Origin of the sequence: Sorangium sp. So ce726 (assembly GCF_051521405.1) — a bacterium.
Lineage (GTDB): Bacteria > Myxococcota_A > Polyangia > Polyangiales > Polyangiaceae > Sorangium.
The window spans coordinates 5,900,420-5,921,333 of record NZ_CP150349.1; the positions used below are offsets into that span (position 1 = coordinate 5,900,420).

Genomic DNA, 20,914 nt, shown 5'->3' on the forward strand with positions numbered 1-20,914 from the left:
CGCCAGGAGAGGATCCGGCCAGCAGCCTATCATTCACCGGGGCGCGGGGGTCGACTTCCTCGCAGGCGCCTCGCGCTGCAGGCTCGCATCGCTGCCGCCCGCCGCTTCGCTCCCCCCGCGCGCGCGGTTGCCCGCGCCCGGGCCCGCCTCGGCGGCGTTCGCGCCGCCCGCGCGGGCCGGTCGGCCCATGAGAGGCCAAGCGAGCATGATGGAAGAACGACGCGCGGCAGAGAGTGGGTATGAGCCCGTGCACCTCGGTGCCTCTCCGCCGCGTCGATTTCTTCTACGCAGGTTGCGTCTGACGCCCTCTCCGCCTTTGCGGACCGAGGGGCCGCCGCGTCACGGCGTCGTGTAGTCGACCTTCACCGTGTACGTGCTCTCCGCGTATCCCTGCACGAGGAGGAAGGCCTCCGACTGCCCTTCCGGGACCGTCAGCTCGCACGTCTCGTCCGCGCCGTCGAGGTAAGGCCTGCAGTCGAAGGCGCTCAGGGTGGGCTGCTCGCCGAACCGCACGTAGAGATCGGGATCCCCGGTGCCGCTCATCACGGCCCGGAAGGTCGTGCCAGGGACCACCGAGATCGGCCCGTGGGACGCCGTCTCGCGCCGCGAGACGCTGCCGTCGAAGCTCGTCGACGTCTCGGTGCCGCCGCCTCCGGGCTGGCTTCCGGGCGCCTTCGGCGCGGAGTAGCGCACCTCGATGTCGTAGGTCGAGGCCGTGAAGCCGTGCACCTTGACGAAGGCCCTCGTCTGGCCCTCGGGCACATCGAGCGTGCAGGTCTCGTTGGCGTCGCTGAGGTAGGGCCGGCAATCGAACGCTCTCGCCGTCGGCGCATCGCCGAACTTCACGAAGAGATCGGGGTCTCCGGTCCCGGTCATGACGACAGTGAGGGTCGTCCCGGGCACGACCTCGAACCCCTCCGCGGGCCCGACCGCATCGAAGGCTCCCCGCGCGAGGCGGCCGCTGAAGTGCTCGGTGGTCGGCTCCCCGGTCGGCGGCTCTCCGGTCGGCGGCTCTCCGGTCGGCGGCTCTCCGCCGCCTCCGCCATCACCGCCATCACCGCCGTCTCCACCCGGCGTGCCGTAGAGCGACTGGACGCCCGCAATGTCCTTCTCCGTGAGGACGAGCGTGCTGTCGCCGGTGCCGTTGCACTGGGGATAGTGCATGACGGACGCGCCGTCGTACTCGGTGAGGGCACGCCAGTTGTCGTCCTCGAAGCAGGTGCCCGACTCAGGACGGGTGTGCTCGTGACGGAAGCCAAGGGTGTGCCCTAGCTCGTGGCGGAGAATGCCGGTGAGCGTGGGCCGCGTGCTGTCGAAAGCGTTCCCGTCGATCAGCACGTTCCGCGAGTACCTCGACTGGCCGGGGAAGAAGGCGCGCGCCAGGTACTGGCCGCCGGTGTTGACGGGGTTCACGTCGAACAGGACCTCGCTGGTGCTCGATGTGCAGTTCGCGTCGGCAGATTCGACATGGATGAAGTCGACGTCCGTGACGTCCTCCCACGCCTTGACGGCATCCGCCATCGCCGTCACCACCGTCGCGTACTTGTCCCCGAATCTCTTGCTCACGCAGTAGGAGAGGTTGTGCCGCTGCTCCGCCGTCCAGATGACGTCTTCCCCCCCTTCCTGGTTGACGATCAGCGCACCATCGCGCACATGCGCTTCCCAGAACTCGCGCAGATGCTTGATATCTACGACCGGCGTGTCCCCGTTAACAATGTAGATGCCCGTGTCAGGCTCGCGGAACACCGTCCGCTCGAATCGCTCAAATCCCAGCTGATTCGTGCCGACTTCCTCGGTGTCAGCGCCGCCGACGTCTGCCGAACAACCGGCCGCGGCAGCGGTCAAACCAGCGATCACCAGAACGAGCTTACGGGCGATCACATTGCTCTCTTGCGGCTTTGCAGGGTGCATTTGGAGCTCCTTTCGGGGGAGGCGAATCACGCTGTCCACGCGAACTCGATGAGACCCAAATGCCTTAACCTGATTTGACCCTCAGTCGGATAGCCAAATCTGACCGCCGTTCATAAAAAGGGTTCAGGATTGTAAAAAATTTCGAAGAGAGCGGACATGGTTCGCTTGTCACAGGAAAATTCCTGTCACACGCGAAGCGAACAGATCGTGTCGGACAGATACACTGGAAAACAACACATCTTGAGCTCGAGCGACGCGTACTTGCACCACGGCGGCATCGGGATCCTCCTGCCTCTCGTTGCGTCGATGAAAGGCGCGGAGCGCACGCATGCAACGCGACGGCTGCAACGCGGCGCGTGGGGGCGCAGCTGCGAGCGCGCGGCAGCGGACAGCGCGCGAGCGCCGAGCACGGCGTGCTCGTTCAGCCGAGCGCGGCGTGCTCGTTCAGGGTGGCGTCAGGACGGCGCACAGCGCGCGTCGCGCCGGACGCTCACCCGCGCGCCGACAGGATCCGGCTGAAGGCCTCGCCGACGGCGCGCGCGAGCTCGACCATCCGGCGCGAGCCGCTCGAGGTGTCGAGGATCCGATCGGCGACCAGGATCATCGCGGGCCGGCCGACGACCTGCACGGCGACGGCGGCGACGTCGAGGCTCGGGTTGACCATGACGTCGAGCAGCGGCGCGTGGGTCGGGGTGCCGGGGATCGGGCCGACGTAGAGGTGGGTCGCCACGGCCGTGGCGAGCACGCTCGGCTGATCCATCGGGAGGGAGAGCTTGCGCAGCGCCTCCTGGTCGCCGAACTCCGCGTTGCACGCGAACCCACGAAAGACCCCGCGGTGCGCGGCGAAGATGGCGACACGCCCGGCGAACAGCCGCAGCCCCCGGAGCGCGAGCCGGATGACGTCGTCGCGGGTGCGCGCGAGGTACAGCGCGTCGATGACGTCGCTCAGATCGACGAAGGGCTGCGGCGGCGGATCGTCGTCGAGGGGATCGGCGAGCTCTAGCTCGGGCGCGGGGGGCAGCGCCGGGAGCCTCCCGGAGCGCCTGCTCGACGGCGGCGCGGCGCTCTCGGGGCGAGCCTTGCCGCTTCCAGGCGACGGGACCTCCGCATCGACGGAGCGGCGGCGCGAGAGCGGCGCGAGGCCGGAGGGCGCGTCGAGCGGCAGCCGGCCGAGGCGTCGCGTCGAGGGGGCCGGCTCCCGCCCGGCGCTGTCCGGCGCGCGGTCGGGGCCAGGCGAGGCCTGGGGCATGATCGAGGCGAGCAGCTTGAAGGGCGGCGAGATCTCCACGGGCGGAGGCGGCGGAAAGGAGACAGCCGGCGGCTCGACCGCTGGCGCGCGCAGGGCCGCCTGACGCCCGGTCGCCCTCCCGCCCGCGCCGCGTTCAGCGTCCGCTGAGCGGCGAGCGCCCGACGGAGAGCCGCGCGCGCCAGGGGCCGCCTTGGAGTGGCGGAGCGGCAGGATCGCGTCCTCGTGGGCCGCCGGCGCGTCCGCGCGCTGAGCGTGACCGTTGTGCGCCGCTCCGCGGTGGCCATGCTTGCCGCTCGGCGACTCGACCAGGCTCGCCTCCAGGCTCGCCTCATCGAACGAGGGCACCGAGGCGCGGCGGATCAACGGGATGGGCACCTCAGACGACGGCGGCGGCGGGATGGTCGACTGGGGCGCCCCGTGCGGAAACGCCGGGGTCGCGCGCCGCGCGCGGGAGGGGACCTGCTCCCGCTCGTCGAGATCGAGGGCGCGGATGGCCTCCTCGACCGCCGTGATCGGCGCGCGGAAGATGCGCACCGGCGCGCCGAGGTGAAAGCTGAACTCGTCGGCGATGTGACGATCGAGCGGATCGGCCGCCGCGACGTCGATGGTGCCGACGCCGGGATCGATGCGGATCGGGACGGCGCCGAGGCGGCGGCACATGGCGCGCGGCAAGCGCGCGACGAGATCGCGGGCGCCGACGACCTGCCGGAGCGCGAGGCCACCGTGGCGATCGAGCTCCTCCTCGAGGGCGCGCTCGCTGATGGCTGCGCGGTCGATGAGGGCGCGGGGGAACGGGATGCCCCGCAGGACCGCCACGAAGAGGGCGGCTTCGACCTCAGCCTTGGAGACGGCGCCGGCGGCGATGAGGAGGCGGCCCAGGTCTAGCGACACTCGCTGCACAATACCAGAAAGGACGCTGCCAGCGTGCAGCGCCCCGCATCCGGTCACGACGGAGGCTGTGCCTTCTGGACGGGCGGCGAGAGAGCAGCGGGCGCGCTCCCTCGCCAGCGCAGGCGGCGGGGTGGCGCGCGCTGGGCGAGGGAGCGAGCCAAGCGGGCTCATGCGCTCGCGCCGAGCGCTGGCTCACGTCCTCACGTCGAGCGCTGGCTCACGTCCTCACGTCGAGCGCTCCCGCGGCGGTGCCCTGTGGCCGATATGACAACAGGCCTGGGGAGGGTCGAGAGACCCGGAGTCCTCAGCGGGAGAACTGGAAGACCACCTCGCTCTGCCGCACGAGACCCAGGTTGTCGCGCGCGATCCTCTCCACGGCCGTCGGGTCGTCGCGCAGGCGCGCCACCTTGCCGCGGAGCGCCTCGATTTGCCGCCCGAGCTCGGCATTCTCCTCCTCGACGTCGGCGAGCTCTCTCTCGAGCTCCCGCAGGCGAGGCAGCCCCTGCGGCGAGAAGATCATGATCGGTGCGCCCACGACGGCGACGATGAGCACCGCGATGGGGAGGGTCCGCTCCAGGAACTGCGCTATTCGACGCACAGACACCCGCTCGCACGTCCTCCGCGCTCCTGTCAACTTTCCTCCAGGGTTCCTGCAACTCCGCGTTACCTTTTACCCGGCCTCTCGGTCGGGCAGGCGCGGTGAGCACGACCCCGCGCGCCACGTCGATTGCGCCCACGTCGAGCGACGCCGTCGCGCGGTGCGCCGCGGAAGCGCCCTGCAAAACAGGCGATCGTCGGATGTCGCATGGAGCCCCAAGCTTCGCTAGCATGACCCACGTCCCCCGCCGTCCGGTAGGTCCGCTGCGCGCGCAACGCCGGCACGAGGGCTCGGCCCGAGGAGTCCCATGTCCATTGATATCGTTCGAGGCGAGCTCGAGCGCCTCTTTTCGCTCGATGAAATGATGGCCCTGTCGTCCGACCTCCTCGGCTTCAGCCCGGCCGAGATAGGGGGCAGCGCCTCCAAGGCCTCCTTCGCGCGCGCCCTCACGGATCATTGCGTGGAGCTCGACGCCATCGATGCGTTGATCGATGCCGTCATCGCCTCACGCGCAGAGGTGGACGCGCGCGTCCGCGCCCTCGGCGGCCATGGGCTCGGCCTGACCGAGGAGATCGGGCCCGGCGAGACGTTCGGCGACTACATCGTCACGAGAAAAATCGGCGAGGGCCCCCGGGCCGTGGTCTACGCGGCGACCCGGGGGACCGAGCCGCGGACGCTCAAGGTGCTCCGGCGCGAGGCGACCCGGGACAGCCGGGCGGTGCGCAGGTACCTCACCCACGTCCGCCTGGCCGCGCAGGTGCACCACGAGAACCTGGCGAGCGGTGTCGACGCGGGGATCGTGGGCGGCCGGGCGTTCGTGGCGTACACGCACGTCGACGGGCTGCCGCTCTCGGCGCGCCTCGCGCGCTCGGGGCCGCTCCACATCAACGAGGCGAAGCCGCTGCTTCGGGGGATCCTCGGCGGCCTCGCCGCGCTCCACGAGCAGCGCCTCGTCCACGGCGCGCTCAAGCTCGAGAACGTCGTCGTGGCCCGCGGCGAGGACGGGGAGCCGCTCCCGGTCCTGATCGACGTCGGCGGCGACCGGCTCGGCGCCGGGTGGTCCAGCCCTGAGCTCGTCGAGGCGGCCAGCCCCGAGCAGCTGCGCGGCGAGAGCGTCGGCCCCGCGAGCGATCTCTACGCCTTCGGCGCGCTGCTCTTCGAGCTCCTCACGGGCAAGCCCGTGTTCTCGGGCGCCGCCGCGGTCGACATCGCTGTCGCGCACCTCATCGAGCCGCCGCCGCCGCCGAGCGCGGTCGCGCCGCGCGGCTGGGTGGGCAAGGACGTCGACGAGCTCTCGGGGCGCCTGCTCGCGAAAGCGCAGGACGCCCGGCCGAGGGGGACGCGCGCGGTGCTCGACGCGATCGAGCCGCTGGGCAAGCCGCAGCAGAAGGAGGCGTCGATCGAGGGCGCGCAGCTGAACGACCTCATCGATCGGCTCGTCGCGAGCCCGGCGGACACGGAGCTCGCGCTCGCCGTCGAGGCGGCCGCCGATCGGGGAGCGGACCCGGGGCGCGTGGCCGAGGCGCTCCTGATGGCCTCGGAGCAGATCGACGCGGGCTCAGCGCCCCGCCAGGGCGACGACCAGGCGGTCGCGGCGAAGAAGCTCCTGCACTTCCGGGCGGCCAGGATCTACGAGAAGGGGCGGCTGCACGACAAGGCGGAGGCGGTCTACCTGCGCCTCCTCGAGCTCGCCCCGGGCGACGACATCGCCTTCAGCGCGCTCGAGGAGCTCCGCAAGGCGCTAGGCAAGCACGAGGAGCTCGTGGAGATGCTCCTCCAGCGGAGCGAGCGCGCCGAGACCGCCGGTGAGCGCGCCCGGGCGCTCAACGAGATCGGGCACCTCTACGTGCGGGAGCTCGACGACAAGGACCAGGGGGTGTTCGCCTTCGCCCAGGCGCTCGCCCAGGATCCGGAGCAGGACGCGTACGCCGTCGACCTGGAGCGCGCGGCCGGAAACGACATGAAGATCTGGTCCGAGGCGCTCCAGATCCTGAGCCAGGCGAGCACCGACGAGGCGATGCCGGCCGAGGCGAAGCTCGCGCTCTTCAACCGGCTCGGGCCCTGGTATGCGGAGAAGGTCGCGCGGGCGGACCTCGGGATCCCGTGCTTCCAGTTCGTGCTCGGGCTCGACCCCGCGAACGAGGAGGCGCTGGAGGGGCTCTCGCAGGTCTACCGCCGCGCCCAGCAGTGGCAGGAGCTCGTCCAGGTGCTGCTCTCGCGGGCCGACCGCGCCGCGACCCCGGGGGAGGCGCGCGACCTCCGCGCCGCGGCGGCCGAGCTCCTCGAGACGAAGCTGAGCGACGCGGGCCGCGCGCGCGACCTGTACGAGCAGATCTTCACCGAGGACCCCGGGCACACGAGGACGTGCGAGGCGCTGCTCAGGATCTACCGGCGCGCCGAGGATCACGCGGGCTACGCCAAGATCCTCGAGCGGCGCGCGGAGGCGCAGCGGGGCGAGGAGCGCGTCGACACGATGTGCAAGCTCGCCGAGCTCTACGAGGACCGGCTCGGCGACCTGGGCGAGGCGACGCGGCGCTACGAGGCGGCGCTCGAGCTCGATCCGGCCAGCCTGACCGCCCTGCGCGGGCTCGATCGCATCCACAGCCGCGCCGGCAGCTACACGGCGCTCCTCCAGAACCTGGCGCGACAGATCGACGTCAGCGCGACGCCGCGCCAGAAGATCAACCTCTACGAGCGGATCGCCGGCATCCACGACGAGGAGTTCCTCGACCACGCGAAGGCGGCCGAGGCCCTCGAGGCGATCCTCGGGATCGACAGCGCGCACGAGGGCTCGATCGCCGCGCTCGGGCGGCACTACCGCGCCCTCGAGCGCTGGGAGGACGTGGTGTCGCTCTACGAGCGGCACCTCGGCATCGTGCCCGACGACAAGCGCCGGGAGGAGCTGCTGCTCGCGATGGGGCGCGTGCTCCTCGATCAGGTCGGCTCGCCCGAGCGCGCCCGCAAGGCCTACGAGCGGGTGCTCGCGATCGCTCCCCACCACGCCGGGGCCCTGGAGTCGCTCGCGCACGTGCGGGCCGCGACGGGCGACGCCGCGGCGGCGCTGAGCGCGATCGAGTCGCTCGCGGCGACGGCCAAGACCGCGGAGAGCAGGGCCGATCTCTGGATCCGCGCGGCGAAGCTGCTCGAGGAGAAGGGGGATCGGGACGGGGCGATCGAGCGCTACAAGATGGCCCTCGACGCGCAGCCGCAGAACGCGGGCGCGTCCTCGGCGCTGCGCGCGGCCTACCTCGCCCGGGGCGACGCGACGAGCGCCGTCGAGCTCATCGCGCGCGAGGCCGAGGCCGCGGAGGGCAACCTCGCCAAGGGCCGCCTGTACGGCGAGATGGCGCTGCTCCTCCGGGAGCGCCTCAAGGACGACGGGCGCGCCGCGGAGGCGGCGACGAGGGCGGTCGACCTCGATCCGACGGGCATGCTCGGGCTCATGATCTCGGGCGATCTCGCGTTCGAGGCGGGCCGCTTCCTCGAGGCGGCGCGGCACTACGAGCTCCTGGCGAGCCGGGTCGACGTCCTGCCGAAGGAGCAAGGGCTCAAGCTGCTCCTCCGCTATGTCGACGCGCTCGGCAAGAGCGGGTCGAGCGGCAAGGCGATCGGCACGGTGAAGGCGCTGCTCGCGCTCGCGCCAGACGACCCGGCGGCGCTCTCGCGGGCCGCCAGGGTCAACCTCGACGCGGGCAGGGCTCAGGAGGCCGCGGAGCTCTACGGCCGCCTCGTGGACCGCTTCGGCGCCGGCCTGCCGGAGCGCGATCGAGCGGAGGCGCTCCTCGGGCTCGGCGAGGCGAGGCTCGCGGCCGGCGATCCGGACGGCGCGGTGACCGCGCTGAACGGCGCCGCCGATCTCCTCCCGGAGTCCCCTGCCCCGCTCGCCCTGCTCGCCAGGGTCCTCGAGGCCAAGGGGGACTGGGAGGAGGTCGTGCGCGTCAAGCACCGGCGGCTCGACGTGGTGACCGGCGAGGAGCGGAGCGCGCTCCTGCTCGAGATCGGCGACCTGCTCGCGGCGCACCTCCACGACCGGGCGCGCGCAGCGAAGAGCTACGTGGCGGCGCTGGACGAGCGCCCGGACGACCGGAAGATCCTCACCAAGCTGATGCAGCTCTACAGCGAGGAGAAGGACTGGTCGAAGCTCGTCGACATCGTCCTCAAGCTCGCCGCCAAGATCGACGACAGCCGACAGAAGGCGAAGTACCTGCACACGGCGGCGATCGTGAGCGCGCGGCAGCTCGGCGATCTCGACCGGGCCGCCAGCTTCTACGACGAGGTGCTGGCGCTCGACCCGTCGCTCACCCGGGCGCTCGCGGAGGCGATCGAGCTCCGCGGTGAGAAGGGCGACCACGAGGAGGTGGAGCGCCTGCTCAAGGTCGAGCTCGACCGGGCGACCGAGGGGAACGACACGGCGAAGATGCTCGAGACGTTCGACCGGCTGGGCGCCCTCTACAAGGACAAGCTCGGCTGGATGAGCGAGGCGATCGACGCCTACGAGGCGGCGCAGACGCTCGATCCTGACAGCGAGGAACGGAACGAGCTCCTGGTGAACCTCTACGCCAGCAACCCGGCGGAGTACCTGGACAAGGCGGTGGCCGCGCAGGCCCCTGTCCTGCGGCGCAACCCGTACAAGCCGGACGCGTACCGGCTGCTCCGGAAGATGTACACCGAGGCGAAGCGCGCCGACGCGGCCTTCTGTCTGTGCCAGGTGCTCTGCTGCCTGAGCGCCGCCGAGCCGGACGAGGAGCGCTTCTTCCGGCGCCTGCGCCCCGACACGGCCGCGGCGGCGCAGCAGCCGCTCGACGACGACGCGTGGGCGACCGCGCTCGTCCATCCCGACGCGGATCCGCTCCTGACCGCGGTCTTCGGCGTCATCGAGCCGGCCGTGCTCAGGAAGAACGGGCAGCCGCTGGAGGAGCTCGGTTACCAGCTCGCCTACCAGCTCGATCTCTCGCGCCACCCCTACCCGATGTCGCAGACGCTCTACTACGCGGCGGGTGTCCTGGGCCTCTCGCCGCCGCTCACGTTCCAGGATCCGAACGACGGCGGCGGCGTCTCGTTCCTCCACGCGCACGTCCCGGCGATCGTGCTCGGCGCCGCGGCGCTCCAGATGGACCTGCCCACGCAGGCCGCCGCGTTCATCGCCGCCCGGCACCTCACCTACTACCGGCCGGGCATGTACCTCCGGCACCTGGTGCCGACGGGCACCGGCCTGCGCGCCTGGCTGTTCGCGGCGATCAAGCTGATCTCGCCCACGTTCCCGATCACGAAGGAGCTGGAGGGTCCGGTGATGGACGACCTGGCGGTCCTGGAGCCCATCCTCGTCGGGCCGGCGCGCGATCAGCTCGCGAGCGCCGTGACGAAGCTGCTCCAGGCCGGCGCCATCGACCTGAAGCGCTGGGTGTCCGGCGTCGACCTGACGGCCGACCGCGCGGGGTTCCTCCTCGCCAACGACCTCGAGCTGGCGCAGGAGATGATCAAGGCGACCGACGAGGCGAGCGCCGCCGTGCCCCACAAGGAGAGGCTCAAGGAGCTCACGCTCTACGCGGCCAGCGAGGAGTACTTCGCGATCCGGCAGCGGCTCGGCATCAACATCGACAGCTGAGGGCCGGCCGTCGGCCGCGTAGCGCTCGCCCCCGGCCTCGAGCTACGCCCGCCGCGACCGCCGCGGGCGCAATCTGGCAGGGCAGGTCAACTGGATCATCGAAGATCCAGCTGCGGGATGTCGCTTCCTGCCCACTTCCGCACCGGACTGGTTGACGGATAAATCCTCAAATTGCTAGGCTGCTGGCCGGCATTAGGCCCTTTCGATCGTATGTTAGCTCGCCGCAGCGTGGCAGCGGGCAGCCTGAGCGATTGTGTGAAAGCACGCCCATGGCGGCAAAGAAGACCCGAAAAACTTCGAAAAAAGACCGGAAGAGAGCGACCAAGGCCAGCGCGGCAGGTTCGAGGCGAGCAGCCTCGACAGCGCGGACGCGGAAGGCAAAGCCTGCCGCCCGCTCGGCCGCGCGCAAGCCGAAGCGGAAGGCCGCGTCCTCTCGTCCTGCTGCGCGACGCACCGCTGCCGTGAAGGCGGCAAAGCGACGGAAAACCACGACAAAACGGGCGACCGCCCGCAAGTCGGCGGCCCCGGCGCGGCGCAAGGCGGCGCGCACACCGGCGCGGGCAACCCGTACGGGCGCGAGGAAGAAAGCGGCGGTCGGGAGGGCGAAAAAGGCCACCCGCGCGGCCGCGAAGCGAACGAGCGCATCCAAGGCGAAGAAGGCCGCGGCCAGGACGAAGGCCAGGTCGACGCGCACCGCCGCCAAGCTCAGGACCACCAAGGCCAGGGCGAAAGCCAGGGCGACGAAGGTCAAGGCGAGGGCGGCGAAGGCCAAGGCGACGCGGGCGAAGACGGCGAGGACCAAGGCCACAAAGGCCAGGGTGACCCGCGCCAGGGTCGCAAAGCCGAGGGCCGCGAAGGCCAGGACCGCGAAGACGAGGGCGGTCGCCGGGCGGGCGCGGAAGGCGAAGGCCGCGAAGACGAAGGTCGCGCGGGTCAAGGCCACGAAGCCGAGGCTCGTGCGGGTCAAGGCCGCCAAGCCGAGGCTCGTCAAGAGAAAGATCGCGGCGCGCTCCGAGCGGGTGCTCGCGGCGCCGGCGGCGGAGCCGACGAAGCTCCGCAAGAAGCTGAAGCTGAGGCTCGACGACGAGCCGAAGCTCGAGAAGAAGCTGAAGCTCAAGGAGAAGCTGAAGCTCAAGGACGTCAGGGAGCAGGCCGCGCCGAGCGAGGCCGAGCGACCGCGCCGGGCGAGCGACAGGCCGTCACGCACGAGCGACAAGCCGGTCGCCGACAAGAAGAGCGTGCGGCCGGGCGGGGCGAAGGGGAAGAGCGCGGGGGCCTCGATCGAGCGCCGTCCGGGTCGCGTTCCGCTCCGGGAGGCGCCGCGGGTCGTCACCCTGCCGCTGCCGATGCTGCCGCCGCCTCGGCGAGCCACCATCGAGGAGCGCAGCGCGATCATCGAGCAGCGGTTGAACGCGCAGTCGGAGGACTTCCGGCGGCGCTACATCGACAGCCTCGATATGTCGTGGATTTACCACGACAGCGCGCTCGAAGGGGTGGTCTACACGTTCGACGAGCTGCGCGCGGCCCTCGCCGGCCCGGCGCCTCTCGTGACGGACTCGAGCCTTCAGCCGACGTACGATGACATCCGGCGGCACAAGGAGGCCATCGCGTACGTGCGCGAGCAGGGCGAGAACAAGCGGGCCCCGCTCACGCTCGACTGCATGAAGAAGCTGTACCTGATCCTCCACCCGGAGGAGGGGGATCTCAAGACGGTGAAATACCGCAAGGACATCCCCCAGCACCGGCTCTACTTCCACGAGTACGCTCCGCCGGACAAGATCGCCTACAAGGTGCGTCAGATCATCGACTGGCTGAACGACCCCGAGACGCGGAAGACGCGGAACGGCATCCGGATCGCTGCGCGCGCGCACTACGATCTGCTGCGGGTCTATCCGTTCCCGAACGACAGCGGCAAGGTCGCGAGGCTGTTCATGAACATGCTGCTGCTCCGCACGGGCCTGCCTCCGTCGATCATCCACTCGACCGAGCGGCAGCGCTACTACGAGGCGCTGAAGGGCTCGGCGACGACGGTGCTGCAAATGGTGCAAGAGTCGGTCGAAAACGCGCTCGCGAGCGTCGAGAAGCTCCTCGATGAGCATGAGACGCGGAAGCGCGCCTTCGTCAGCTGAGACAGCAGAGGGCGGTCGCGCGCGAGACCTCGTCCTGACCGGGCGAGGCGCGCGCCGACCGCCCGCGCCCGTCGCTGTCCATCCTTCAGGCCAACCTCGAGACGAGGGCGTCGCTGCACCGGCGAAGCGGCCGAACAAGGCGGCTCCCGGGGGTGCCTCCAAGGCGGCGAGGGGTGCCTCCAAGGCGGCGAAGACGCGCGCGCCGAGGCCCAAGAAGGCGGCAGCGGTCGACGCCGAGGCTAGGCCGAGGCCGGCGCGCGCAGCGCCGAGCACGCCTCAGGCCACATTCGCGCGGCTGCGCGCGCTGCACCCGGACGCCCACTGCGAACTGGATCACAGATCCTCGTTCGAGCTCCTCGTCGCGACGGTGCTCAGCGCTCAGACGACGGACGTGCTGGTCAACAAGGTGACCCCCCACCTGTTCGGCGCGTATCCCGACGCCCGCGCGCTCGCCAGCGCCGATGCAGCCGAGGTGGGCGCGCTCCTCAAGCGGCTCGGGATGGGCATGTTCAACCAGAAGGCGAAGAACATCGTGGGGCTCGCGCGAGGCCTCATCGAGCGGCACGGCGGCGAGGTGCCGAGGACGCTCGCCGAGCTCGTGAAGCTGCCTGGAGTCGGGCGCAAGACGGCGAATGTGGTGCTCGGCGTCGCGTTTGGAGCACCGGAGGGCGTCGTGGTCGATACCCATGTGCAGCGCCTGTCGCAGCGGCTCGGATGGACGACCAACGACAAGCCAGAGCAAATCGAGCGCGACCTCGTGGCGCTCTTCCCGCGGAGCGACTGGGATATGCTGTCCCACACGCTGATCTTCCACGGCCGCCGGATCTGCTTCGCGAGGAAGCCAGCGTGCGGAGGCTGCGGGATCAGCGACGCGTGCCCGAGCGCATTCCGCGCAGAGAACGTGGGACGCAAGCCGCCGCGGCGCCGCGGCGCCACGCCGTGAGCGTCAGTCGCTCTGCGCGACAAGCTGGGTGTCGAGCGCACCGACGGAATGTGGAAAGCAGGCGAGCGCGGCTCATCGTCGCTCGGCAGCCGGCGAGCTGTTTATCGCGCTGGAGCCGAGGACGCGGGATAACCTTGGGCCAATGAAGGCTTCGCACATGATCCTCACCCTTGCCTGCCTCTTCACCGCGGCGTGCAGCCCTCTGGAGGACGATCTCTGCGACTACAAGTGCGACTGCGAGGGGTGCAGCGACCGCGAGTACGGCGACTGCATCGATCGCTACGATGACAGGTACGTAGACGCCGACCGCCGCGGCTGTGTCGACCAGTACGACGCTCTCCTGGAGTGCGAGGACGACACCGGGATCTGCAACGGCGACGATAAGTGGAGTACGTCCTGTAAATTCGAGAAAGACGAGCTGGATCGCTGCATCGACTAGCGCCGCCGCGCGCCCGACCGGCGCCGGCCGCCCGGCCTCGTCGCCGCCGGCTCAGGTCCCGACGGCGGCGCCAAGTGTGATGGCGCCAGCACTGCGGAAGGCCGCGACGAGCTGCTCCGAGGCCGTGTAGGGGTCGACCTCGCGCCGCGCGACGGCATGCACCGCGGCCTCGAGCGCGGGACCGAGCGCGGCGACCGCGGCGTCGGTGAGCGCGTCGCGGAGCTGCACGTGCATCGCCTCGCGCAGGCGCTCTTCACGGCGCGCAGCGCCAGCCTCGGTCCCGAACAGCCACGCCCGGTGCCCCTCCAGCTTGTCCACGAGCGCCGCCACGCCCTCGTTCCGTGTGGCCACGGTCCGCGCGATCCCGGGCTCCCACGGCCCTTCGACGGGCGCGCCGCCAGGAGATGGCGCCCCCTGCGCGCGGGCGTGGAGCGCCGCGGCGCTGTGCCCGCGCGCCCGTCCGGAGGCCGCCGCCACCTCGCCGCCGAGCGCGATCATGAGCTCCAGATCGCGCACCGCCGCGTCGGCCCCGTCCCGGTCGGCCTTGTTCACGGCGAAGACGTCGGCGCACTCCAGGATGCCCGCCTTGATCGCCTGCACCTCGTCGCCCATCCCTGGCGCGGCGACGACCAAGGTGGTGTGCGCCATGCGGGTGATCTCGAGCTCGTCCTGCCCGACGCCGACGGTCTCGACCACCACGACGTCCGCGCCCCAGGCGTCGAGCACCCGCACGACGTCAACCACCGAGCGCGAAAGCCCGCCGAGCGCACCCCGGGTCGCCAGCGACCGGATGAACACGTCGGGGTCGCCGAAGTGGGCCTGCATGCGGATGCGATCGCCGAGGATCGCGCCGCCGGTGAACGGGCTCGTGGGATCGACCGCCACCACGGCGACCCGGCGCCCCTGCCCCCGGAACACGCTGATCAGCCGATCCGTGAGCGTGCTCTTGCCTGCTCCCGGGTTCCCCGTCACGCCGAGGACCCAGGCGCGGCCGGTATGAGGGAAGAGATCCTTCAGGATCGCGGCATAGTCGCCGACGCGGTCGTCGACGAGCCGGCAGGCCCGCGCCGTCGCGCGCGTGTCGCGGGCGAGGACCTTGTCTGCGAGCGGATGCACGCGAGCGGCTTAGGCCCGGCGATGCCGGAACACAACCGGCCCGCGGGCAACGCCGCGCCGGCCTACCTACCCTCCCCCGCCGCCGGCCGTGCCGCCACCGCCCGCGGTTCCGCCACCACCGGCCGTGCCGCCACCGCCGGCCGTGCCATCGCCGCCGCCCGCCGCACCGCCGTCACCGGACGACCCGCCGCCTGCTCCGCCCTCCCCGCCCGCCGACGAGCCGGCTCCCCCGGCGCCGCCGGCGGCGGTGTCGAAGATCGGCCTCGTTTCGCCGCACGCGACGACGAGCAGAGCCCAGAGCACAGCGCACGAGGTGAACGCGAGAGCGCGATTCCACATGGGTACGTCCTTGCCACGAGACGCCGAGCGGCGCGCTCGCGAAATCCAGCGGCGTGCTCCTGTCATGGCGCCGCACGCGGCTGCCGCTCGAAGCGCCGCCAGCGGCCATCGATGAGCCGCTCGTGCGGCAGGTACTGGGCCTTGTAGACCAGCCGCGAGCAGCGCTCGACGTACAGGCCGAGGTACAGGTACCGGAGGCCCCAGGAACGGCACAGCTCGAGCTGCTTCAGGATCGAGAAGACACCGGGGCTCAGCGGCTCCAGCTCGGGTTCATAGAAGGAGTAGACCGCAGACAGCGAATCCTGCCCCCGATCCACGACGGCGACCCCGACGAGACGGCCGCCGACGCGATAGCGCATTTCGAACGTCTCGCAGCAGCTGTCCACGAGGAACGCCTCGTACCCCTCGGCGCCGAGCGGACCGTCGTCGCGCATCAACCCCCGGCCGTGCTTGTGCCGGTTGTACAGGATGATCTTCTCTCGCGTGGTGACGGGCGGACCGATCTCGACGTCCACCACCCGCTCTCCTCGGCGAAGCACCCGGCGCTGGGTGCGGCCGGGGACGAAGTCACGAACGACGATCCGGATCGGCTCGCACGCACGGCAGGAGGGGCACTGGGTGCGGTAGAGCAGCTTGCCGTGGCGACGGTTGCCCGCGACGAGCCGCTGATCGAACTCCGCACGCGTGAGCGGACGGATGGGTACGCGCAGCGGCATCCGCGCTTCGGCTTCGGGCAGGTACGGACAGGGGCTCACCTCGTCATGGACCGTGAGCTCGATCGGGTCCGCTCCCTCATCCAGCCGAGGGAGCTCGGCGTCCTGCCCCGCTACCGCATCTCGCTCGCTCGATGAGCCCATGTCGGTGTCGATCCGAGCGCTCGAGCCCCCCGTCGAGCTGCCGGCCGCTAGATCAAGGGGATGCCTGTTGCACGGCCACGTCAAGCAAAACCCAGAGCGCCTCGGGCCCCTGGTGAGCTCGGCCCGCTTGCGCCACGCTGGCGTTTACGTTCATCGCACATCTACCCATACAAACCCACGTGCTACCCATGTATGCTACATGCTCCGGTTTACCGGCGCTGGTGCTTCAGCGATTCACGCGCTGCGCGAAGAGCCCGCGCGGCGCGCCCTTTTCGCTTGGCCCGGAGGCCAGTATGACCGCGCGCGCGAGCGCGACAGGGACGTCCCCTCGATCACATCGAGCGCCCAAATCGCGCGACCGCCTCAAGAAAGGCCGAACGCTTTGGATCTGACAGGAAAGCAGCGCCGCCACCTCCGCGCGCTGGGGCATCACCTCGACCCGGTCGTGCAGCTCGGCAAGGCCGGCTTGACCGACGGCGTCGTCGCGGCCGTCGACGCCGCCCTGGAGCGGCACGAGCTCGTGAAGATACGCCTGGGCACCGAGTGCCCGGACGAGCTGGACGACGTCGCCGACGCCCTCTCCGAGCGGCTCCGCGCCGCCCTCGCGCAGACCCTGGGGCGGACGATCCTGCTGTACCGGCGCCACCCCAAGGAGCCGAAGATCAAGCTGCCCGCCGGCGGCTGACCGCGGGCGGCCGCTCGCGCCCACCCCATGCGCGGCCTCGGGCGCCTCGAGTTGACGAGACGCCGCCGAGGCCGCCTTCCCGCGTCCCGCGGCGGCGAGGCCTCGGATCGCCGAGGCCCCCGAGCCGGCGTCACACGTGCCGGAGCGTGGGGCGCTCGGCCAGCAGGTGATCGAGCCAGGCGTTCGACAGCTTCTCCTGCACCGTGTTGGCCCGGAGCCTCGCGGCGAGGTTCTTGAAGTCGACGTGGTCGATGAGCTGGTCCTGGTTGAAGCACGAGAAGACCAGCGTCTCCTTGCCCGTCTCCGGGTCCACGTGCCGCTGGAGGCACTGCGCGCAGACCTCCTTCATCATGCACTGCATCGGTGAGTTGATGCTCGCGATGCCCACGTGCTTCGGATCCAGGTGCGGCGCCAGCACGCCGTGCCGCGCCTCGCGCACGGCGTTCATCATCTTGTCCGAGCCGATCGCGATGATGCGCCGGACCTCCGAGAGGGCCGCCAGCTCGCCGCCGAGCTGGCGCTCGGCGTAGGCCCTCATCGCCTGGACGATGTTGCCGCGGAAGTGGTGATCGGTCGCGCGCCGCGGGGGGATCTCCGCGCCGCCGTCCGTGCACCAGACGACCTGGTCGGTCGCCACCTCGATCTCGTCCTGCTTGAAGAGATCCTCGCCCCGGCGGTAGCCGGCGAAGTAGATCACGCGGTCGCCGCGCGCCTTCAGGGCCTTCGCGATCGAGAACAGGACGGCGTTGCCGAGCCCGCCGCCAGCGAGCAGCACGGTCTCCCCCTCGGGGATGTCCGTGGGCGTCCCGGTCGGCCCCATCACGACGACCTCCTCTCCCGGGCGCAGCGCGGCGAGCAGGCGGGAGGACGCGCCCATCTCGAGCGCGATGAGCGACAGCAGGCCCTTCTCCTTGTCGACCCACGCGCCCGTGAGCGCGAGGCCCTCCATCGCGAGCCGCGTGCCGCGGATCACGGGCGAGCTCACCTCGTAGTTCTGCAGCCGGTAGAACTGCCCGGGCTCGAACTTCCGCGCCGCCGCGGGCGCGCGCACGACCACCTCGATGATCGTCGGCGTGAGCCGCTGGACCCGCTCGACGACCGCGCCGAGGTCGTGATCGAGGCGGGCGAACAGGTCGCGCCGCCGCGCGTCGCGCGCGGCCTGCGGCTCCTCGCCGAGCCGGGCGATGTCGTGGCGGAACAGCGCGACGACGGACGGGTACGCGTCCTTGGCGCTCGCCATCGCCTTCACGACGCTCCCCGCGTAGTGGGGGTGGTTGTCGCCGTAAAAGCTCACCGCGTGCTCGCCGTCGTTGTAGCTCGTGAAGAAGCCTTCCCTCGGCTTGGCCGGCTCCACCTTGAGCGCGCCGCCCTCATCGACGTAGGCGCGGTGCGGCTGGAAGAACTGCCGCCACTTGTCGAACACGAACGAGCCCGGGCGCTCCTTCTCGTAGGTGACGTTGGGGCTCGTCCCGGCCGCGACGCACACGGTGCGGGCGGGGATCGAGACCGCCTGCCCCGCGCTCCGCCACTTGCCGTCGACGATCTCCTGCCGGTCGAAGACGAGCGAGGAGACGCACCCACGCTCGTCGAGCACCGCCTCGACCGGGGCGAGGTTCTCGACGTAGCGGATCCCTTCCTCGAGCGACTTGGCGACCTCCTCGTGGTTCAGCCGGTACGCTGGCGAGTCGATGAGCCGCTTCCGGTAGACCAGCGAGACGCCTCCCCACGCGTCGATCAGGCCCTGGAAGCGCGGCGGGCGCCCCTCGCGCGCGGCGCGCGCGCGCTCGTCGCGGATCTCCTCCGCGTGGCGCCGCTGCTCGGCCAGGAACTCCCGCTCCTCCTCGTCGAACATCGCGAGGACGGCGGCCTCTCCGCGCTCCGCGACCAGCGCGTCGAGCCGGTCGGCCGTCTTCTCGGCCTGCACGACGTAGTACGCGGCGAGCTCCGTCGCGGTGTCGATCGCCGTGAGGCCGCCGCCGATCACCACCGCCGGCAGGCGCACCTGGAGGTTCGCGAGCGCCGAGCGCTTGTAGGCCCCGGCGAGCTGCAGCGCCATCAGGAAGTCCGACGCCTTGCGGATGCCGCGCGCGAGGTTGTTCTTGAGCGGGATGATCGTCGGACGCCCCGCGCCCGCCGCGATCGCGACGTGGTGGAACCCGAGCCGGAAGGCGTCGTCGAGGTCGATCGTCCCGCCGAACCGCACGCCACCGTAGATCCGGAGCAGCCGCTGCCGGGCGAGCGTGACGTACAGGACGGTGAGGAAGTTCTTGTCCCAACGCACCGTGATCCCGTACTCGCTCACCCCACCGAAGCCGAGGAGGACGCGCTCGTCGAGCTCGGTGTAGAGCCGCTTGAAATCCTTCACCGGACGCGGCAGGCGCGACTCGTCGCCCGTGAGCTCAACCGGCAGCGGCTCGATCTTCAGCCCGTCGATCGCCACGCACGCGAAGCCCTGCCGCGTGAGGTGGTGCGACAGCGTGTAGCCGGCCGGGCCGAGGCCGACGACCAGCACGTTCTTGCCGTTGTACGGGAGCGCGTGCGGCCGCAGCGCGTCGAGCGGGTTCCAGCGCGTGAGGAACCCGTAGATCTCTAGGCCCCACGGGAGCGACAGCACGTCCGTGAGCACCGCGGTCTCGATCTGCGGGATGTCCACCGGCTCCTGCTTCTGGAAGACGCACGCCTTCATGCAGTCGTTGCAGATGCGGTGACCGGTGCCGGGGCACATCGGGTTGTCGACGCAGACGAGCGCGAGCGCGGCGATCGACTCGCCCCGCCCCCGCATGGTGTGCATCTCGCTGATCTTCTCGTCGAGCGGGCAGCCGTTCAGATCGACGCCGAGCGGGTTCGCCTTGATCGCCCCGGTCTTGTTGTCGCGCAGGCCCTTCGAGCACGAGTCCTTGTCGCGATCGTGGCAGAAGAGGCAGTAGTCGACCTGGCTCTCGACCTCGCGGGGCGGCGCGCGGCGGTCCGTCAGCGCGAAGCCGTCGCGGTCCCTTCGCTCGTGCTCTGGGCCGACGAGGAGCTCGGCGGAGCCCGGGCTGCCGTTCGCGCCCTTCCTCTGCAGCTGGACGAGCTCCTGGTAATCGAACGTGCGCGGCGCCTTCAGCGTCGGCCACCGCCGCGCCGGATCGTGCTCGTCCGCGCGGCGCGCCGCGAGCCACGCCTCGACGGCGTCGAGCGCGAGCGCCACGACCGCCCCGTCCTCGGTCTCCGTCGGCTCCGCGCCAGCGACCGCCACCGCCGGCGCCACGCGCTCGGCGAGCGCCGGGTCCTCCCGCAGCGCCGCGCGCACCTTCGCCGCCCGCTCGCGAAGCTCGTCCGTCCACTTCGCGCCGCCGGCCTTCGCGGCCTTGCGGGCGATCTCGTCGACCTCGATCAGGGCGAGCGTCGCGCGCGCGATCGCGAGCTCCTCTGCGGCGGAGCCGCCGTCGAGCGCGCTCACAGCCGCGCCCATGGCCGCGAGCGACCGCCGCGCCGCGTGCGCCGCCTCGATGTGCGTGCCCCGCCACGCCTTCCCCGGGTTCGGCTTGAACAGTCGCTTCTTCGAGAACTCGCGCTTGAAGTCCCAGAGCGCGCTCCGCTCGAGGGTCGCGTCGATCTGCGCCTGCGTCTCCCGCTCGACCCGGAAGAGCATCGCCACGAAGCGGCCGACGTGGGGCGCCGCCGCGAGGAGCGCCTCGGAGACCTGCTCCGGCGTGAGCGCGGGCCGGCCCGCGCCGCCGCCCTCGGCGCCGGAGGCCTCCGCCTGCGCCGCGCGCAGCGAGGCCCGGTACGCGTCGAAGCGCACGTAGGCGCCCTCGTCCACCGCGTGGAAATACTCCTCGAAGCGCTCCGTCAGCTCGGCGAGCTTCGCAGGGTCGAAGAGGTCGGCGTAGCCGAAACCAGGGAGCCCGAGCTCGAGCTCAGAGGCATCGGAGGTCGCCTGCACCCATGAAGAGAAGTCGGCCTGCACTCCAGCGTTCGGTTCCATACCCGCGGCAAATGCTTTCTATTTCAAGGGGGTTCGCTCGCCCAACGATGGCCTGCCCACGCGGCCTTGAGAGCAACGCAATGTAGCACCGGGCCGCACCTTCGACCTGTTGCTCCGGCAACAATTATCGCAACCGGATTGCGTCTGTCAGCGCGGCGAACGCGCAACGGCTGCGCGCTCCA

General features: G+C 71.1%; 14 protein-coding genes. 5 read left to right on the plus strand and 9 right to left on the minus strand.

What is annotated here, in order from left to right:
- Positions 1 to 33: 33 nt before the first annotated feature.
- The 4 genes from WME79_RS22035 to WME79_RS22050 all read right to left on the minus strand — a co-directional run bounded on the left by WME79_RS22035 (position 34) and on the right by WME79_RS22050 (position 4,655).
- Entirely contained in the window at positions 34 to 207 is a 174-nt protein-coding gene (locus WME79_RS22035; protein WP_437538655.1) for a hypothetical protein, read from the minus strand.
- Between the two features lie 132 nt (positions 208 to 339).
- Entirely contained in the window at positions 340 to 1,911 is a 1,572-nt protein-coding gene (locus tag WME79_RS22040; RefSeq protein WP_437538656.1) for a pre-peptidase C-terminal domain-containing protein, read from the minus strand.
- Positions 1,912 to 2,401: 490 nt separating this feature from the next.
- Positions 2,402 to 4,051, minus strand: coding sequence for a hypothetical protein (locus WME79_RS22045; RefSeq protein ID WP_437538658.1), 1,650 nt, complete (start codon positions 4,049 to 4,051; stop codon positions 2,402 to 2,404).
- Positions 4,052 to 4,355: 304 nt separating this feature from the next.
- Entirely contained in the window at positions 4,356 to 4,655 is a 300-nt protein-coding gene (locus WME79_RS22050; RefSeq protein WP_437300928.1) for an FtsB family cell division protein, read from the minus strand.
- Between the two features lie 301 nt (positions 4,656 to 4,956).
- Here WME79_RS22050 and WME79_RS22055 point away from each other — a divergent pair, with 301 nt between their 5' ends.
- Complete coding sequence (locus WME79_RS22055) at positions 4,957 to 10,254, plus strand: tetratricopeptide repeat protein (protein WP_437538660.1); 5,298 nt, start codon at positions 4,957 to 4,959, stop codon at positions 10,252 to 10,254.
- A gap of 166 nt (positions 10,255 to 10,420) precedes the next feature.
- On the opposite strand, the gene WME79_RS22060 is transcribed toward WME79_RS22055, so the two are convergent.
- Positions 10,421 to 11,230, minus strand: a complete 810-nt coding sequence (locus WME79_RS22060) for a hypothetical protein (RefSeq protein WP_437538662.1) — start codon at positions 11,228 to 11,230, stop codon at positions 10,421 to 10,423.
- Between WME79_RS22060 and WME79_RS22065 the strand changes: the two genes are divergently transcribed.
- The 3 genes from WME79_RS22065 to WME79_RS22075 all read left to right on the plus strand — a co-directional run bounded on the left by WME79_RS22065 (position 11,211) and on the right by WME79_RS22075 (position 13,765).
- Complete coding sequence (locus WME79_RS22065; RefSeq protein ID WP_437538664.1) at positions 11,211 to 12,383, plus strand: Fic family protein; 1,173 nt, start codon at positions 11,211 to 11,213, stop codon at positions 12,381 to 12,383. The two genes, WME79_RS22060 and WME79_RS22065, sit on opposite strands and share 20 nt — an antisense overlap.
- A 304-nt stretch (positions 12,384 to 12,687) precedes the next feature.
- The gene (gene nth, locus WME79_RS22070; protein ID WP_437539905.1) at positions 12,688 to 13,326 is read left to right on the plus strand and encodes an endonuclease III; all 639 of its coding nucleotides are present in this window, start codon (positions 12,688 to 12,690) and stop codon (positions 13,324 to 13,326) included.
- 157 nt (positions 13,327 to 13,483) lie between these two features.
- The gene (locus WME79_RS22075) at positions 13,484 to 13,765 is read left to right on the plus strand and encodes a hypothetical protein (protein ID WP_437538666.1); all 282 of its coding nucleotides are present in this window, start codon (positions 13,484 to 13,486) and stop codon (positions 13,763 to 13,765) included.
- 51 nt (positions 13,766 to 13,816) lie between these two features.
- Here the strand turns inward: WME79_RS22075 and meaB are convergent, their stop codons facing one another.
- From meaB to WME79_RS22090, 3 genes are all read right to left on the minus strand, one after another.
- Positions 13,817 to 14,881 carry a methylmalonyl Co-A mutase-associated GTPase MeaB gene (gene meaB / locus WME79_RS22080; protein ID WP_437538668.1) on the minus strand — a complete coding sequence of 355 codons (1,065 nt, stop codon included), beginning with the start codon at positions 14,879 to 14,881 and terminating at the stop codon, positions 13,817 to 13,819.
- 66 nt (positions 14,882 to 14,947) lie between these two features.
- Complete coding sequence (locus WME79_RS22085) at positions 14,948 to 15,220, minus strand: hypothetical protein (RefSeq protein WP_437538670.1); 273 nt, start codon at positions 15,218 to 15,220, stop codon at positions 14,948 to 14,950.
- A 62-nt stretch (positions 15,221 to 15,282) separates the two neighbouring features.
- Positions 15,283 to 16,077 carry an arginyltransferase gene (locus tag WME79_RS22090; RefSeq protein ID WP_437538672.1) on the minus strand — a complete coding sequence of 265 codons (795 nt, stop codon included), beginning with the start codon at positions 16,075 to 16,077 and terminating at the stop codon, positions 15,283 to 15,285.
- A 382-nt stretch (positions 16,078 to 16,459) separates the two neighbouring features.
- Here WME79_RS22090 and yhbY point away from each other — a divergent pair, with 382 nt between their 5' ends.
- On the plus strand, positions 16,460 to 16,762 hold the full coding sequence (gene yhbY, locus WME79_RS22095; protein ID WP_437538673.1) for a ribosome assembly RNA-binding protein YhbY: 303 nt from the start codon (positions 16,460 to 16,462) through the stop codon (positions 16,760 to 16,762).
- A gap of 130 nt (positions 16,763 to 16,892) precedes the next feature.
- On the opposite strand, the gene WME79_RS22100 is transcribed toward yhbY, so the two are convergent.
- On the minus strand, positions 16,893 to 20,732 hold the full coding sequence (locus WME79_RS22100) for an FAD-dependent oxidoreductase (RefSeq protein ID WP_437538675.1): 3,840 nt from the start codon (positions 20,730 to 20,732) through the stop codon (positions 16,893 to 16,895).
- Positions 20,733 to 20,914 lie beyond the last annotated feature (182 nt).

Excerpts from the sequence above, each read along its gene's own strand:
- WME79_RS22040 (WP_437538656.1), bottom strand. The coding sequence starts at position 1,911 with ATGCACCCTGCAAAGCCGCAAGAGAGCAATGTGATCGCCCGTAAGCTC.
- WME79_RS22090 (WP_437538672.1), bottom strand. The coding sequence starts at position 16,077 with ATGGGCTCATCGAGCGAGCGAGATGCGGTAGCGGGGCAGGACGCCGAG.
- WME79_RS22055 (WP_437538660.1), top strand. The coding sequence starts at position 4,957 with ATGTCCATTGATATCGTTCGAGGCGAGCTCGAGCGCCTCTTTTCGCTC.
- WME79_RS22075 (WP_437538666.1), top strand. The coding sequence starts at position 13,484 with ATGATCCTCACCCTTGCCTGCCTCTTCACCGCGGCGTGCAGCCCTCTG.
- WME79_RS22035 (WP_437538655.1), bottom strand. The coding sequence starts at position 207 with ATGCTCGCTTGGCCTCTCATGGGCCGACCGGCCCGCGCGGGCGGCGCG.
- WME79_RS22085 (WP_437538670.1), bottom strand. The coding sequence starts at position 15,220 with ATGTGGAATCGCGCTCTCGCGTTCACCTCGTGCGCTGTGCTCTGGGCT.
- WME79_RS22100 (WP_437538675.1), bottom strand. The coding sequence starts at position 20,732 with ATGGAACCGAACGCTGGAGTGCAGGCCGACTTCTCTTCATGGGTGCAG.